This window comes from Alkalihalobacillus sp. BA299 (genome assembly GCF_017745675.1).
Lineage (GTDB): Bacteria > Bacillota > Bacilli > Bacillales > Bacillaceae_F > Alkalihalobacterium.
This window is the reverse complement of the sequence record NZ_JAFLJM010000003.1, coordinates 1-16,586: the sequence shown is the minus strand read 5'-3', so window position 1 is coordinate 16,586 and position 16,586 is coordinate 1. Positions and strand designations below refer to the sequence as shown.

17 protein-coding genes are annotated in these 16,586 nt (G+C 35.8%); 12 read left to right on the top strand and 5 right to left on the bottom strand.

The window, feature by feature from the left end; genetic code table 11:
* Positions 1-76: 76 nt before the first annotated feature.
* The 6 genes from J0N78_RS04515 (at position 77) to J0N78_RS04490 (ending at position 3,684) form a co-directional block, all read left to right on the top strand.
* Positions 77-832, top strand: coding sequence for an alpha/beta fold hydrolase (locus J0N78_RS04515; RefSeq protein ID WP_209121838.1), 756 nt, complete (start codon positions 77-79; stop codon positions 830-832).
* A gap of 42 nt (positions 833-874) precedes the next feature.
* Positions 875-1,795, top strand: coding sequence for an NAD-dependent epimerase/dehydratase family protein (locus J0N78_RS04510; protein WP_209121837.1), 921 nt, complete (start codon positions 875-877; stop codon positions 1,793-1,795).
* 88 nt (positions 1,796-1,883) lie between these two features.
* Positions 1,884-2,051 (top strand): hypothetical protein, encoded by a 168-nt coding sequence (locus J0N78_RS04505; protein ID WP_209121836.1) that lies wholly within the window; start codon positions 1,884-1,886, stop codon positions 2,049-2,051.
* 71 nt (positions 2,052-2,122) lie between these two features.
* Positions 2,123-3,079, top strand: a complete 957-nt coding sequence (locus J0N78_RS04500) for a BMP family ABC transporter substrate-binding protein (protein WP_209121835.1) — start codon at positions 2,123-2,125, stop codon at positions 3,077-3,079.
* 16 nt (positions 3,080-3,095) lie between these two features.
* A complete protein-coding gene (locus J0N78_RS04495) occupies positions 3,096-3,284 on the top strand; it encodes a ComZ family protein (protein ID WP_209121834.1) in 189 nt (62 codons plus the stop codon).
* 85 nt (positions 3,285-3,369) lie between these two features.
* Positions 3,370-3,684: a penicillin-binding protein gene (locus J0N78_RS04490; protein ID WP_247747168.1), complete on the top strand. Its 315-nt coding sequence runs from the start codon at positions 3,370-3,372 to the stop codon at positions 3,682-3,684.
* Between the two features lie 361 nt (positions 3,685-4,045).
* On the opposite strand, the gene J0N78_RS04485 is transcribed toward J0N78_RS04490, so the two are convergent.
* Complete coding sequence (locus J0N78_RS04485; protein WP_209121833.1) at positions 4,046-4,321, bottom strand: hypothetical protein; 276 nt, start codon at positions 4,319-4,321, stop codon at positions 4,046-4,048.
* Between the two features lie 221 nt (positions 4,322-4,542).
* On the opposite strand from J0N78_RS04485, the gene J0N78_RS04480 reads away from it, so the two are divergent.
* Both J0N78_RS04480 and fabF read left to right on the top strand, forming a co-directional pair.
* Positions 4,543-5,487, top strand: a complete 945-nt coding sequence (locus J0N78_RS04480) for a beta-ketoacyl-ACP synthase III (protein ID WP_209121832.1) — start codon at positions 4,543-4,545, stop codon at positions 5,485-5,487.
* A 57-nt stretch (positions 5,488-5,544) separates the two neighbouring features.
* Complete coding sequence (fabF, locus tag J0N78_RS04475) at positions 5,545-6,783, top strand: beta-ketoacyl-ACP synthase II (RefSeq protein ID WP_209121831.1); 1,239 nt, start codon at positions 5,545-5,547, stop codon at positions 6,781-6,783.
* A 47-nt stretch (positions 6,784-6,830) separates the two neighbouring features.
* Here the strand turns inward: fabF and J0N78_RS04470 are convergent, their stop codons facing one another.
* Entirely contained in the window at positions 6,831-7,838 is a 1,008-nt protein-coding gene (locus tag J0N78_RS04470; protein WP_209121830.1) for an LCP family protein, read from the bottom strand.
* A 205-nt stretch (positions 7,839-8,043) separates the two neighbouring features.
* Here J0N78_RS04470 and J0N78_RS04465 point away from each other — a divergent pair, with 205 nt between their 5' ends.
* Positions 8,044-9,330, top strand: coding sequence for an acetyl-CoA hydrolase/transferase family protein (locus J0N78_RS04465; RefSeq protein ID WP_209121829.1), 1,287 nt, complete (start codon positions 8,044-8,046; stop codon positions 9,328-9,330).
* 188 nt (positions 9,331-9,518) lie between these two features.
* Here the strand turns inward: J0N78_RS04465 and J0N78_RS04460 are convergent, their stop codons facing one another.
* Entirely contained in the window at positions 9,519-11,738 is a 2,220-nt protein-coding gene (locus tag J0N78_RS04460; RefSeq protein ID WP_209121828.1) for a CBS domain-containing protein, read from the bottom strand.
* A 576-nt stretch (positions 11,739-12,314) separates the two neighbouring features.
* Between J0N78_RS04460 and J0N78_RS04455 the strand changes: the two genes are divergently transcribed.
* Positions 12,315-12,656, top strand: coding sequence for a DUF3221 domain-containing protein (locus J0N78_RS04455; protein WP_209121827.1), 342 nt, complete (start codon positions 12,315-12,317; stop codon positions 12,654-12,656).
* Positions 12,657-12,695: 39 nt separating this feature from the next.
* On the opposite strand, the gene J0N78_RS04450 is transcribed toward J0N78_RS04455, so the two are convergent.
* Positions 12,696-13,289: a cell wall hydrolase gene (locus tag J0N78_RS04450; RefSeq protein WP_209121826.1), complete on the bottom strand. Its 594-nt coding sequence runs from the start codon at positions 13,287-13,289 to the stop codon at positions 12,696-12,698.
* A 526-nt stretch (positions 13,290-13,815) separates the two neighbouring features.
* Here J0N78_RS04450 and J0N78_RS04445 point away from each other — a divergent pair.
* Both J0N78_RS04445 and J0N78_RS04440 read left to right on the top strand, forming a co-directional pair.
* Positions 13,816-14,643, top strand: coding sequence for a CAP domain-containing protein (locus tag J0N78_RS04445; protein ID WP_209121825.1), 828 nt, complete (start codon positions 13,816-13,818; stop codon positions 14,641-14,643).
* A 143-nt stretch (positions 14,644-14,786) separates the two neighbouring features.
* Positions 14,787-15,851, top strand: a complete 1,065-nt coding sequence (locus J0N78_RS04440; RefSeq protein WP_247747134.1) for a D-alanyl-D-alanine carboxypeptidase family protein — start codon at positions 14,787-14,789, stop codon at positions 15,849-15,851.
* 198 nt (positions 15,852-16,049) lie between these two features.
* On the opposite strand, the gene J0N78_RS04435 is transcribed toward J0N78_RS04440, so the two are convergent.
* Positions 16,050-16,586 (bottom strand): IS3 family transposase (locus tag J0N78_RS04435; RefSeq protein WP_209121824.1); only part of this gene is annotated, 537 nt, incomplete at its 5' end.

Sequence of the window (16,586 nt, the reverse complement as noted above, 5' to 3'; positions counted from 1 at the left end):
GTTATTGCATTTCTCGAATCTTTGCATAAATTAAATAGAGAAGTTCGAGAAATATAATTATGAGGATGAGGGAAAAATGGGCGTATGTGAACGGTTTTTTTGTATCCATGAACAGTGGAGTGTTGTCCATTTACCAGAAAAACCGAATGGCTTTGCTATTCTATTAATCGGTGATATCAATCACTTTGTAAATGAAAAAACGTCGTTGTGGCTTCAACACCCAGAACGTTTTAAATTTATAAACACTCTTCGGAAAGAAGGCTATACGATTTTTACCTCCAATTTCTTTGGAAGACATTGGGGAAGTGATAAAGCATGTCAATTGGCAGAAAGCCTTTATTATTTCATCATGAAACGAGAAATATTAAATCATCATATTCATATCGTTGCTGAAGGAATGGGTGCATTATTAGCATTGAAATTGTTTGAAAGGATGCGAGAAAATATTCGTTCAGCGATTTTGATCAATCCATGCCTCAGCCTTTACCGACATTATAAGGCCGAGCAAAATGACCGTTTGTTCTATAAGCGACTTCTCTCTGAATTATCCCAAGCTTATGATATTAAGAAAGCAGAAGTTGAAGAAAAAGTAGTCATCAAAAATAATGATTGGCAACATCATAACCAAATTCCATTACACATCTATCATGAAACAAGTTATCGTAGATATAGATTTGAAGAGCATAGTAAACGCTATGAAAAATATCGTTCAAAGCAAAATAGTCCTATCAAACTAACGTTATATTTACCTGGAAAATCGATTTCATATTTTAGTAAGCCGATATTTTCATTTTTTCATCAATACGAAAAAAACTTAACAAATCCTCTCTGACTATCGCAATCAGAGGGGATTTGTTAACAATGGAGGAATAATATGAAGCGAGTGGTCGTAACAGGTGCATTAGGTTTCATTGGATTCCATCTTTGTTCGAAACTTCTGGACGAAGGTATAGAAGTATATGGTATAGATTCAATGATTAATGCAGCACAGAAAAGTCAAGCGGAAGATCGACTTCTATATATTGGAAGGAACTCGTTATTTCACTATATTCAACAACCAATTGAAAGTGTTGATTTTACTTCTATCTTAACGGAAGATACAGTTGTTTTTCATTTAGCTGCATCTACACAAACGGATAATCAATGGAAACGTTTACGGGAAACGATTCATCATAATGTAAAAGCAACGAAGCATCTTATTCAGGCCATCACAGGTAAAGGAAGAATTGTTTATACATCAACAGTTCAAGTATATGGGGAGAGAACAGGGGTAATTACTGAGCGCACGCCCTCAAATCCAATAAACCCTTATGGATTAACAAAAATGGCTGGAGAATCACTTCTTCTTCAGCAGAGTAAAAAAAGTAATTTAGACGTTGTTATCGTTAGACTTCCTACTGTATATGGGCCTTTACAACGAGAAGATATGGCCTATCATCAGTTATTAACGGCAAAACTACTGAATAAGCCCTTCCCGGAAATTGTTGATCGATCAACCTATGATATATTATATATAAAAGATGTAGTTCAAGGTCTACTATTAGCAGGCCAAACAAAGTATGTGAATGAAATATATAATTTATCATCTGGAAAGAAGAGGCAATGGTTTAAAGGTAAAGAATTAATTACAGGAAGTAAAGCTCCAGATTGGAGAAACCATCGAGAAGAAGTGTATATTTCAAATGAAAAGGTGACCACAAAACTAGGCTTTATAGAAAGTACAGTCTTAGAAGAAGGGATAAAAAAACAGGAAGAAAGTTTAAAAAAAGCAATAAAACAAAAGAAATTAAATTAGTTCAAGTAATTTTGGTAACTTCCATTGCTTCCCTTCTAGTAAAATATTATGTAAAATTAGATTTAGAATAAAGTAATGGAGGAAATAATTGAATACAAAACCTGTTATTTTTGGACTTATCATTTTTTCAATAACTACAATTACTAGTTTTCTAATACTCGACCTTCTGACAGATATGAATGATGGAATGGTTGTTATAATCGCTATTGCACTTGGATTTTTTTTAGAGTACTTATATCGTAAGAGAAAGGCTTAGAAAGGATTACAACAAGTCAGCAAAGCTATCTTGTAAAAGATAAAATGCTATTGACTGAAGGTGACTACTTTATGAGAAAATTACATCTTATTTTATTATTAATTATTATTTTGATTATAGTTGGATGTTCAAACAATCATACACCATCAAACTTAAAAAAGGTTGGTTTATTACTAGAAGATACGATTGATGATAAAGGTTGGAACTTTAAAGGGTATCAAGGAATTCTTAAAATTCATTCTGATTTAGATGTAGACGTTTATTTCAATGAAGAAATTAATACGATATCAAAGGTAAGAGCTACAGTTAACGAATACGATGAAAAAGATGTTAATTTAATTTTTGGTCATGGTCGTATTTTTTCAGATTATTTTAATGAAATTAGTGCTGAATATCCTCACATTCATTTTGTTAGTTTTAATGGAGAAGTCAGTGGAGATAATGTAACTAGCTTGCATTTTAACAGTCATGCTATGGGTTTTTTTGCAGGAATGGTTGCTGCAAAGATGACCGAGTCAAACAAAGTTGGGATCATTGCAGCTCATGCATGGCAACCTGAAGTTGAAGGCTTTGTTAAAGGAGCAGAGTTCCAAAATCCGATGATTGATGTAAAAATTAATTACGTCAAAGATTGGGGAGATGTTGATACTGCATTACATTATTTAGAGAAGATGAATGAAGATGGAATTGATGTTTATTATCCTGCTGGAGATGGATTTCACATACCGGTTATTGAAGAAGTTAAAAAGAATGGACATTTTGCGATTGGTTTTGTAGGTGATCAGTCGGATTTAGGAGAATCGACTGTATTAACAAGTACAGTTCAACATGTAGATAACCTATATCAAGTTGTAGCTGATCGGTTTAACCGTGGGGAATTAGAGTCTGGAAATCTATACTATGACTTTGAAGATGGAGTGATAACATTAGGTGAATTTAGTTCAATCGTGCCTGAAGAATTTCAAACTAAGATCCAACGTGCGATTGAAAACTATATAAATACCGGTAAATTACCGAAAGAAGAATAATAGTGAGGTGAATAAAATGAATGTAAATCCAGAGTTACAAATGAGATTTATTCAAATTGCGATGAAGTATATGCCAGAAGGAAAAGCGATCCTTGATGAAAAGGGGATTGAATTGAATATGGACGATTTACAACCGATGGTTAACATGCTTGTAAAGGTTATGAACGAAGCGTACGAATTAGGTAAAGAAGAGAATACCAAATAAAAATTTGCATAAAATGGACATGCTCAATGAAAAGGGCGAGTACATAGGATAAGTAGTGAAAACATGATAGAAGGAGTTTTGCCTAATGAACTACTATCCGATGATGTACCGTGATGGTTCAGGTCATGGCCATCACCATCACCGCTATTTCCCTGTCCTCCCTTTTTTAGCTGGATTAGCAGTAAGTCCTTTCTTATTTGGTGGTTTTGGTCGACCATATTGTTGGCCATATTGCGGCCCACAATATGGTCCAAGTTACGGTCCACAATATGGTCCAAGTTACGGTCCACAATATGGCCCGAGCTATGGTCCACAGTTCGGCCCAAGTTATGGCCCACAATATGGTCCAAATTACGGTCCTGAATATGGACCTACCCCTTATGGCGGAGGCCCTTGGTAAATGATATAAAGAGGCTGGCTCATAAAAAGTGCCAATGACCACAGTCCACGTAAATTCGTGTGTAACTGAGGGGCAATGACACTTTTGAGTCTGCCTCTTTTATTTAGGCCCTTTCTAAAAGATTGTTGCTTTTAGCTATTGAACCGTTAACCAAGCGAAAGCTTGATTCTTCACGCTTTGGTGTGAAGCCTTTGAACATAAATCAGCCAGATAGACAAATGAATTTGTCCATTAGGGCTGATTTATGTTCAAAAAACGGTCCAATAGCAACAAAGTTTACGAAAACAGCTTTTTTATTTATTTTTCGCTTTTAATGCAGAAAAGTTAGCGGATCACTAACATAAGACTTTAAACCTAGCTTCTACTTTTTATTAGAAAAAAGTGATTGTAGGTTAGATAGCATAGGAGAGAGTTTTGAAAGGTAAGGTCCTACAACTTGTGCAATTTGAATAATATGCTCGAGTTGACTTGTTTCTTGATTTGAATTTTGTTGGTTGTTTACTGTATTATTATTATCTACTGATTGGTTAGTTAATTGTTCTTCTTGTGTAAATTCACTCGTCTGCCTACGGGGTCCAAACATTAATTGATCAAAGAAGTCTCCTTGATTTTCAGATGATTTTTTTTCCTGTTCCATACGTGAATCCTCCTTGCATCAAAGGTTATTTCCAAACTACCTCTTATAGTAATAGATATGCTAGTACATAATAATTAGTGTTTAGTAAAAGAGCCCTTTTATTAGGAGACCGAAATTGCAGGATTATAGACAATACAGAAAAATTACGCTAAAATTAGTACTAGGTCATAATAATTGATGGTAAGTATATGGATATGAAGTATTGTTAAGGGGGAAGTTAAATGGGAAAGAAAGTTAATGCTGGAATACTTGGTATGGGAAGTTTTGTAGGCGATCGTGTCGTAACAAATGCTGATTTTGAAAAAGTACTTGATACAACGGATGAGTGGATTAGAACAAGGACTGGAATTGAAGAAAGACGATTTGCTTCTGAAGGAATTGATACTTCTCATATGGCATTTGCAGCTGCGAAAGAAGCTATTGAAAATTCAGGAGTTGCTCCTGAAGATATTGATTTAATATTAGTAGCGACGGTAACACCTGATATGCCATTTCCCTCTGTTTCAGCAATGATCCAAGAGCAATTAGGTGCTAAAAACGCTGCGGCAATGGATATTAGTGCGGCTTGTGCTGGATTTATTTATGGGTTAGTAACCGCACAACAATTTATTACTAATGAATCGTATACGAATATTCTCGTTGTAGGTGTAGAAAAGTTATCAAAAGTTACTGATATGTCTGATCGTAATACAGCCGTTCTATTCGGAGATGGTGCAGGAGCTGCAGTATTAGGGCCGGTTTCAGAAGATAAAGGTATTTTATCCTTTGAGCTAGGTGCCGACGGAAGCGGAGCAATGCATATTCACCAGAAGGAATTTCTTCATATGAATGGCCGTGAAGTATTTAAGTTTGCAGTTCGTCAAATGGGTGAATCTTCATTAAAAGTGCTCGAAAAAGCAGGATTAACAAAAGAAGACGTTGACTTTTTAGTTCCGCACCAAGCGAATATTCGCATTATGGAAGCGTCCCGAGAAAGATTAGAACTACCTATTGAAAAAATGTCAGTAACTGCAAATAAATATGGGAATACATCTTCTTCTTCAATTCCAATTGCGTTAGTTGAAGAGTTGAAAGCGGGTAAAATTAAAGATGGTAATTTGGTAGTTCTCGTTGGTTTTGGTGCTGGTCTCGTCTGGGGAGCAGTCGCTATCCGGTGGGGTCGCTAACCTTTCTCAAACGTATTTGTGTAATTAAAGAAGTTATTAAAGGAGAGAGAGATCGATATGAAAAGACGTGTCGTTATTACAGGTTTAGGAACAGTGTCACCGATCGGTAGTGACGTGGCTACAATGTGGAATAATGCGATTTCAGGTGTGTCGGGTGTTGGCCCTTTAACACGTGTTGATGCATCAAAATTCCCTATGAAAGTTGCAGCAGAAGTAAGTGAATTTGACCCGACTCAATTTATGGATAAAAAAGAAGCGCGTAAAATGGATCGTTTTACTCAATTTGCTGTTGCAGCATCATTAATGGCGCTTGAAGATGCAGAATTAAAAATTACGGATGAAATTGCACCACGAATTGGTGTTTGGATTGGATCAGGAATTGGCGGGATGGAAACGTATGAACAGCAATTTCGTACATTTGAAGAAAAAGGCTACCGTCGAGTTAGTCCTTTCTTCGTACCGATGATGATTCCAGATATGGCTTCAGGGCAAGTGTCAATTGTAACAGGTGCTAAAGGAATTAATTCTTGTACGGTTACAGCATGTGCATCTGGTACAAACTCGATTGGAGATGCATTTAAAGTCATCCAACGTGGAGATGCAGATTATATGATTACTGGTGGAGCAGAAGCACCGATTACGGATATGGCTGTTGCAGGATTTTGTGCAGCTAAAGCGATTTCTACGAATGAAGATCCTAAAACTGCATCAAGGCCATTTGATTTGAACCGTGATGGTTTTGTTATGGGTGAAGGTGCAGGTATCCTTATTCTTGAATCACTTGAATCAGCTACAGCTCGTGGAGCAAAAATCTATGCAGAAATTGTAGGTTATGGTGCAACGGGTGATGCTTATCATGTTACAGCACCAGCCCCTGAAGGTGAAGGTGGTGTACGCGCAATGCTTCAAGCTATTGCGGACGCAGGACTTCAACCAGAGGACTTTGATTATATGAATGCTCACGGTACAAGTACTCCATATAATGATAAGTTTGAAACAATAGCTGTAAAAACGGTATTTGGTGATCATGCGAAAAAGTTAGCCATTAGTTCAACGAAATCGATGACTGGGCACTTATTAGGTGCAGCTGGTGCAGTAGAAGCCATACTCACGGCTAAAACGATCGAAGAAGGGATCATTCCTCCAACGATTAATTATGAAACACCGGATCCAGACTGTGATCTCGATTATGTTCCAAACAAATCGAGAAAACAAGAAGTTAGAGCAGCAATTAGTAACTCGTTAGGCTTTGGTGGACATAATGCTTGTATTGTATTAAAAAAGTACACAGAATAAGTAAAAACTAACATCGGTGCCAGGCACCATTTTAATGAGGGGGACTCTTATAAGTCTTCCTCATTTTTATTATTGAACTCAAAAAAATGGTGTAACGCTTGTTTGTTTTTTTTAATATCCATTTCTAATACTAGACCTGCATGCGGGTAACGTTGATCTATGAAGCTATGTTCAATCGGAATTGTTAATGTTTCAATGTCTTCAACTGGGTTCAGAAAAAAGTCTTTTCCGAGACTAAGAATTTTCCTTGTCTTCATATTTGTATCAATGTATGGTTCGACAGCGCCAATGAGCTGAGGTACTTTTGACACGCCGCGAAGCGTAAGCATTTCATCTTTTAATAGCGAGATTACTTCTTGTTGGCGACGAACACGACCAAAATCATTTTCATGGTCATCACGAAAACGAACATACTTTAATACATCTTTTCCTTTTACAATTTGCTTACCAGGTTCAAAGTGCATTTTCATTGAAGACTTATACATTCGGTGTTCAACGTTTATTTCAATCCCATTCGGTGCGATCGTATCGACAACACGTTCGAATCCGTCAAAATTAACCATCGCATAATAATGAATGTCGATATCAAAATTCTTCTTGATCGTTTTCCGTAAAAGCTCTGGTCCACCGATAAAAAATGAGGCATTAATTTTATTGTCTTGATGATCGGGTATGGCTACATAACTGTCCCTCATAATAGAAACAAGCTTCGCTGTTCCATGATTAGTGTTGTATTGTACAATCATTATAGTGTCTGTTCTTGATTTATCATCTACGGCTTTATCGACTCCAATTAAAAGGATATGAAGAGGCTCATTTTTCTTTTGTTCTTCTGCTTGAAAAGGTATTTGTTCATATTCATTTTCATATTTAATACCTTCAGGTGCTGATTCTTCGAGTGTTTCAATGGAATTTTTTCGAGCAGTTTCGTATTCAATTTTCCCATATACAACAAAACCTATAATTATTAGGAGTGAAAGTGAAAGGAAGATCGCAGCTCGTCTACGCCACTTATTTAATTTGTAACGCCATTTTTGATTTACTCTTGAACTCATAGTATAAAGATCCATCCTTTCAACAAACTCAATAAAAAAGTTAATTAATAATAACAATTGGGTAAAAACTAAATAATAAAAATTACTTTTATTTAAATTGACGGCTTGTTTGTTGTTGAGTAAAGTAAATAGGTTGTATTAAATTTAGTATTTGTAGAATTTGATTACGTATTAAAAAATTTTTAAGTGAGCGGTTGGAGGAACTATGAATATAACAAAAATGTATGAACAAAGACGTACAACTTCAAGCATAGATGCTGTTGGTATGATTAAGCCACAAACAGATATTATCGTACCTATAGCTGTTGGAGAACCACCTGGGTTATTAGATGCATTACCAAAAGTGGACCACTTAAAAGGAAACCGATTGTTCCAGATGCTTTCGCTTCGACCGGTTTTACAGCTTGGAAAAGAAAAAGTAAAAATTGTTTCTATGTTTTTAAACAAAGATGAACGTAGAGCGTTTTACGAACATGAAGTCGATTTATTACCTAACCACTTTTCGGACTTGCCGTATATTTTAAATGAAATGACGACAAACCGTGTGATAATGGTTACTACTTCACCTATGGATGAAAATGGTTATTTTTCCCTTGGAACTAACTGTGATTACATTCCCTTTTTACTTCATAAGAATGTAATTATCCTTGTAGAAGTTAATAAATACATGCCAAGAACGTTTGGTAAAAATCAAATTCACATTAGTCAAGTAGATGCTATTTTTGAAAATCATCAGCCATTACCAGAAACACCGACGCTTCCTCTTCGTGAAGAAGACAAAATTATTGGTAATTCGATCGCGGAATTAATCAGAAACGGTGATACTTTACAAATTGGTTTTGGTGCAATCCCAAATGCAATAATGAATGATTTAAAAGACTATCGAGATTTAACGATTTATACAGAAATGATACCAGATCAAGTCGTTGACTTATTTGAAAGTGGTGCGGTAACTAATCAAAATAACCCACTTGCACCAGGTAAAATGACAGCGACATTTGCATATGGTACGAAGCGCCTTTATAATTTCATGCATGAAAATAAAGACGTATTTATGTTGCCAGTTAACGAAACAAATGACGTACGTCATATTGCCAGTATTGACCGAATGGTAACAATCAATGCAACAGTTGAGGTTGATTTTCTTGGCCAATGTAATTCAGAAACCATTGGCGGAAGATATTACTCTTCAACAGGTGGACAAGGAGATTTTGGCATGGGCGCGCGGATGGCAAAAGAGGGAAGAGGAGTAATTTGTTTACACTCTACAGCCAAAAATGGAGAAATTTCAAAGATTGTTCCAACTTTACCGAATGGAGCGGTCGTAACGACATCCAAAAACGACGTTGATTTTGTCGTTACGGAATATGGCGTAGCAAAATTAAGAGGAAAAATGATACGTGAACGCACGAAAAATCTTATTGATATTGCACATCCTAAATTTAGAGAAGAACTAACGTTTGCAGCAAAGAAGATGGGATATTTATTGTAATCTGAATAAAGGCTAATAACCGTACCGAATATGTAGTTCTGATACTGTAGAGAAAAAAGGTAATAACTATTTTAATAACCGTTACAGCCACAACATAACTAGCAAAGAATTTACAATCATATAGCATATAAAAACGCTTGGATGTATACTACTTCATCCAAGCATTTCTATTGATAGTGGACATACAATCATTCAATTTGTTGCTGTAGCCATTCCAAAGCTTGTTTTTTACTAGTTATTCGCTTCTTTAAAGTTTCTATTTCAAGGTCTAATAATACATTTGAAAATACGGGCCCAGGTTTTAGTCCATGATTCTTTAAATCTTCACCTGTTAAATAAATCGGAAGTTGATTACGCATTTGAATATATTTTATTAGGAATTTTTGATCACTTAGCTCTTTAATTACAATGTAAAAAAGGAGAGCTTCGATAGAATATGGCTTTAATAATCGATGCAATTCACCAATATCTTTTATTAAGTGCCATTTATGATCCTTTAGTTCAAAAACTTCTTTGAGAAGCTTTCCATCTTTTTTAGTTAAAGCGAACCGCTTAGCTTTATCAAGGTGATTTTCATAGTAAAACGGGATAAGAAAATAAGTAAACCAACTTGGATTTTTGGCTTGTAATGGATAAGGTCGTTCCATTTTATAAAACTTTTCAAGCTGCTTCGCGTGAGTAAAGCTTTGTTCTGAATGACAGCTATTAATGCCAAATTGTTTCCAAAACTGAAGCTCAAAAAGTCTTTTCATAGCTATTGAAGGATGAGCTTCGGTAAAAAGCTTTTCCAGTTCATGATTAACCCGAGTGACTGATAAGTCGTTCATTTTATCAATTGAAATGAGAGCCAGCTCTTCCGTTTGTTTATCCATTGAAAATTGGAAACGAGTCTCGAAGCGAACAGCTCGTAAAATTCGGGTTGGATCTTCGATGAAGCTTAAATTGTGCAGGATTTTGATCGTTTTTTCTTCAAGATGGGTTTTACCATCGAATGGGTCAACGAGTTTACCAAACTTCCTGCAATCTAAACAAATGGCCATCGCATTGATCGTAAAGTCACGACGGTACAAATCTTCTTTTAATGTTGAAACCTCTACGTTAGGTAAAGCTGCAGGATGATCATAATACTCTAGTCTTGAAGATGTAATATCGATTTTTAGTCCTGTAGGATGTGTCCAAGTTGCTGTTCCAAAGTCTTCGTGAGTGATGACTTCACCACCATAATCGCTTATAAGCTTTTTTGAAAATGCGATACCATCACCTTCAACGACAATATCGATATCATCATTCACACGACCTAAAATAATATCACGGACGATGCCACCAATCAAATAAACAGGCATACAATGATTAGTTGCGGTAGCTCCAATTTCTTTTAATAATTGAAAGACATCTTTAGGTAGTTGATTTTTCATCTTTGCCCGTAAGTTGTTGTGTAAGTCTTTTAAGGCAGATTGTTGTATGTCTTCTTTTAGCGTCTGATTATGTAATATTTCAATCACATTCGTCCTTGATAAAATACCGATGAGCTTGCCTTGATCCACAACGGGTAAGCGTCCGATATTATGTTTAATCATAATCGTTTGTATTTCTTCTAATGATGTATTAGGCTCAATTGAGATGACATTTGAACTCATATATGCTTTAACGGGTGCATGTCCTAAACCGTGATGCGTTGCTTTATCTAAGTCACGTCTAGAAATAATTCCAAGGAGCTTGCTATCTTTTACTATTGGAAACCCTGTATGTCCATATCGAAACATTATCCGTCCAGCTTCTTCAATTGTCATTTCTGGAGGAACAGTTTTTACAGGACTTGTCATAATAGCTCTAGCAGTAATAGCAGGTTTTAAAATAAGCTCAGAAAAACGTTGAATGATTTCTAAATTCATCCCCTTTTCCATGAGAAAACTTGCTGCTTGAAGGTCCCTTGCAGTAGTATTTGCGTAAGTGAAGGAGCCTGTATCTGTATAAATTCCTAAACCAAAAACAGTCGCTTCAAAAGAGGTAATCGATAAGCTCCGTTGCCTTATTTCCTCTATAAGCACCGTAATTGTCGCACCTACAGCTGCAATGATTCCGTGATTGTTCATAACATCGCCCTCTTTAGTGGGGTGATGATCGTATACAGTGATATGTAAGTCGTCCTTATTTAGTTTCACTGCACAATCACCGATTCTTGAGAGTGAGGCAACGTCAACTAGGATAAGTTCGGTAACTCTAGACCAGTCGATAAGATGGTCTGGAACTAAATCTAAGCTATCTCGATAAATCGCTAAAAATTGTTTAACGGCAGCACTTTGTTTATCCGTTATGACCATATTAGCGTTAGGATAAAGTTTTTTAGCAGCTAGCATTGAAGCTAATGCGTCAAAATCAGTATTATCGTGTGAAATAATAATTTGCAATTTCAAACTCCCCCCTAAATGTGGATCTATATCGAATGATTGGGATATTAAGTTTCTTCCTCAAATAATTTTCCGATGGATGTTTATTGTTATTTTTCCCTTTTTCAACGGGAGCTAACGGTTCGATTTTAACTGATATGTTGTCCACTTTTCCGATTGGCATAATTAGAGTGTATTCGATATGCACGTAGCGAAGAAACTCTTGTAATTTGATTCACTTTTCTCCCCCTCTATTCATTTTATCGAATGATTGAGGTGAGCGTTAAAGAAAAATAGAAAAATAAGGATGAGAAAAATAAACTTAATCGCTATATACCCAGCATTATTTAAAACAAACAAATCGTGTATTTAAAAGGCTCTTTTCTCAAAGATTGTTGCTTTTAGCTTTTGGACCGTAAGCCAAGCGGATGCTTGGCTCTTCACGCATAGCGTGAAGGTTTTGAAAAACGGTCCAAAAGCAACAAAGATTACGAAAACAGTCATTTAAAAAGATATAATTTTCCCGTTCATTTGAAACTTCTTGATGTACTTTTACGTCAAATAAAGTAATTAGATAGAAAAAAGTGAGGGGTTACAATGAAAAGGGTACTGTCATTATTTTTTCTCTTTGTTTTATTATTAGTTGGCTGTGGTCAAGATGAAGAACTTAATCTATCAGAGGTGACAGGTTTAGTTAGTGCAAAAGACAGAAGTCGGATTTTAGTTATAGAAAATGTGACAAAAGAACAATTGGCAGAGCTTGATTTGGAGAATATTCTTAATGAAGGATTGGGGACAGCGATTTGGTTTGAAGTTGAGGACCAAGAATTGTTCGAGGATCTTCAAATTGGGGATAAAGTACTTGTAGAATTTGATATAGTGGCTGAATCGTATCCAGGTCAATCCAAAGCGATTAGCATTACACGAGTAGAGGAATAATAAAAGGGAGGCTGACAATTGATCAGCCTCTTACTTGACTTATTTTGCAAATACATGATTACCAATTGTCACTGTACGTTCTCGCGTAGCAATCCAGTGATTTGTAGCAATACTTGGATTGTAGAAGAAAAGTGATCCAGAACCTTGGCCTCTAAATGCTAATGCTTCATTAACAGCACGAATTGATTCTGAGTCAGCGGCTCGGTTAATTCGTCCGTTTTGTACAGGTGAGAATGCATAATGACCATTTGATACTTCGTTAATTACGCCATAAACTGTATTAGGGAATTCTTTATGATCTACACGATTTAATATAACAGTTGCAACGGCAACCTTACCAGCATAAGGTTCACTTTCAGCCTCGGCTCGAACTAAACGTGCCATTAAGTTTCTTTCACTAGCTGTTATTGCTGCTGGAATTGACAATCTTTCACCAATATAAATCATATTTGAACTTTTATTGTTTGCTCTTTTAATAGATGCGACCGGAACACCGTATTGATTTCCGATTAACCATAAGCTTTCTCCTGAACGTACTGTATGAGTTGTATTTGCATCTGCTGTTGAAGTAAATCCAAAAAGTAATAAAGTAACGGTAAAGATAAAACTAGATAACCAAATTCGTTTTTTCATATTGTATTTCCTCCTTATATTCCTGTCTAGCTACAACGCCCACCGACTAGCGAGACTTCCTTCTCCTCCGTACGATAAGTCAACATCGCCTCATTAACGTTCAACGTGTTTCCTTTATCTCCTGCGGTTCAGTCCAGTCCGTACGTCGATAAACGGGCGCTTGCGCTTTTCTTGTCTAGCAAGCTCTTAAACTAGGCTAACAAGAAATAGAGTTGAATACCTTAGGAGATGATTACCAATTGTATTAGGATAGGGTGGGAAACCTTGATAGGATAGGGGTTTAAGCTTATATATTACGAATTTATTACCGATTTATGTAATAGTCTATAAAGTTTAAGAAAAATAAGAGAACGAAAAATATTGAAAGTCTAGTGAATTCTATTAGAAATATAGGTTGATGTAAATGTGTGAAAATATGGATTTATGAAATCTGGAAAATCATTACATCGACATAACCTTCATTTATGCTACATTGAAATGGTCGAAGCACTTCTTCGTACATCAGAAAGTAAATGGAGGTATTACTATGAAAAAATTATTTGCAACATCGTTTGCGGCCCTTTTAATCACAAGTTTGTATACGAGTGATGTAAATGCTTATACTGAAAAGCAAGCGAAAGTAGAATCTAACCAAGCTGTTCAAGTATACTCTAATACTATTAACCAAGAGCAATTTAATAATCTAGTAATTGATTTACAATCTAATAGGGACATTCTTGCATTAATAGAAAGAATTCAAGCGAAATATCCAAATGTAATTATTGAACGTGTGAAAAAACAGCCGCTTTATGAAAATGAACAGCGTACTGTAAATCAAGAGGAGTCAGTTCAAGAGCGATCTAAAGCAGATCAAGAACAACAAGTAGCAGAACAGCCAGAACAGCCAGAACAGCCTGTTATTAAAACACCAACAACACAACAACCTAATCAGCCAGAACAGTCTAGTCAAGAAATTGAGCAAGTCCAAACAGGAATTACTGCTGAAGAACAAAAGATGGTCGATTTAGTGAATGAAGAACGTGCTAAGGTCGGTTTGCCAGCATTAAAAGTAAGTGTTGAACTTACGAAAGTGGCTAGAATCAAAGCACAAGATATGATCGATCATAACTACTTTTCACATCAATCTCCGACATACGGTTCGCCTTTTGATATGTTACAAAACTTTGGAGTTTCATATCGAATCGCTGGGGAAAACTTGGCAGGAAATCAAACGGTAGAAGGAGCACATCAAGCCTTGATGAACTCAAATGGTCACAGAGCAAATATCTTAAATCAACAATATTCAGAGGTTGGAATTGGAATTATTGATGGTGGGTCATACGGTAAAATGTTCGTTCAATTATTTAAAGGGTAGAGCTTATTAATTTAATGATTTAGGAGGCTGACTTTTATGTTAGTCTCCTTTTTCAATGTAATAAAAGTGTCATCATAATTTAAAACAAAAATCATACTTTTTTTACTATACTATAATATGTAGTGTAAGAGGAGGCGAAAAACATGTTTAGAAAAATGAGCTATGCCTTCATTGTATATATAACCTTTGTTTTAGTTGGAAATGGATCAGTACTTGCTTCGGAAGTGAATTTCACGGATGAACTTTATAGTGAAGCTGCTATATTAATAGATAGTAAGTCGGGTAAAGTGTTATATGAAAAAAATAGTCACCAGAAAATGTATCCTGCTAGTATTACAAAAATCATTACTGGAATTCTTGCTATTGAGGAAGGACATTTATCTGAAAAGGTTACAGTTAGTCAAAATGCACGAGAAGTTATTGGCACCCGTGTTTATTTGCTCGAAGGTGAAGAAGTTACGCTTAAAAAACTGATTCAAGGACTGTTAATCAGTTCAGGCAACGATGCAGGAGTAGCGATCGCAGAACATATTTCTGGAAGTGAAAAAGCGTTTGCGAGCAAAATGACAAAATTTGTGAAAGAAACGATTGGTGTGGAAAATACGAACTTTACGAACCCACATGGATTGTTTGATGAAATGCATTATACGACTGCTTATGATATGGCGAAGATTTCAAAGTATGCAATGAGGAATGATACATTTCGAGACATAGTCAGTACTAAAGAGCTGCGTTGGATTGGTGAAGGTTGGGAAACGACGATTTATAATCATAATCGAATGCTTTGGAATTATGAAGGAGCTACTGGTATCAAAAATGGCTTTGTCCGTAAGTCGGGTTACACATTAGTTACATCTGTTGTGCAAGAAGATACGGAATTGATCGCAGTGACCTTAAATGCACCATCATCTAAACATGCGTACCGTGATATGCACCGTTTATTTGATTATGGATTTGAGAACTTCGAAACAAAGCTTATTTCAAAAAATGAAGTGTTTGAAGATCCGTTTGGAGGCAAATATACGTTAGCAAATGATTTTTATATAACAACGCAGAAAAATGATACACTATTTTTAGATGTTAGTATTTATGGATATTTAAAAGTTATCGGCAGGCACAATCAACTAGTAGGCATTCGCGTTTTAAAAAGAGTGGAGGACCAGTTTACTAAGAGAAATAGTCTGTTCTTAGTAAGTTTAGATCGGTAAAATTGCATAGCTAAAGTCCAATCGAAATAATATAAAGGCTTGAGATTTTCGTAATCTTGAGCCTTTTTACATAATTTAGCTGATGATCGCTTCTTATAATAGGATATGGGTGTAGCCTTCTTTTTTGTAGCATAGGTGGCAAAAAAACGCCAAAGTAATTTATCTTCTGAGGTGACCCCTAAAAGTTAGAGTATTATATTAAGCGGCTAATTGGCTGGTATGGTCTCGATATTGAACCGGACTCATACCTGCCAATTTTTGCTTTATACGCTTGTTATTATAATAATTGATATATTCTTCAATTTTCTTTTGTAATTCCTCAAATGAGCACAATGCTTCCCCGTAATACATTTCTTGTTTTAGCAACCCGAAAAAGTTCTCCATGGGTGAATTATCTAAACAGTTTCCTTTTCGCGACATACTTTGAAACACTTTGCACTCCTTAAGCCTTGTTACCCATTTATTATGTTGATAATGCCAGCCTTGATCAGAATGTATAGTTGTTCTGTACTTTGAATCTTTTATAATTTCAAGGGCTTCATCTAAAGGTTTGAGCGTTAATTCTAGAGTTGGGCGCATACTTATCCCGTACGAAAGAATTTCACCATTGAACATATCCATAATTGGATTGAGATACAGTTTTACACCGTCTGAACACTTAAATTCTGTAATATCTGTTGCTAGTTTTTGATGACACACATTTGTATAAAAACGACGCTTAATACGGTTCTTAGC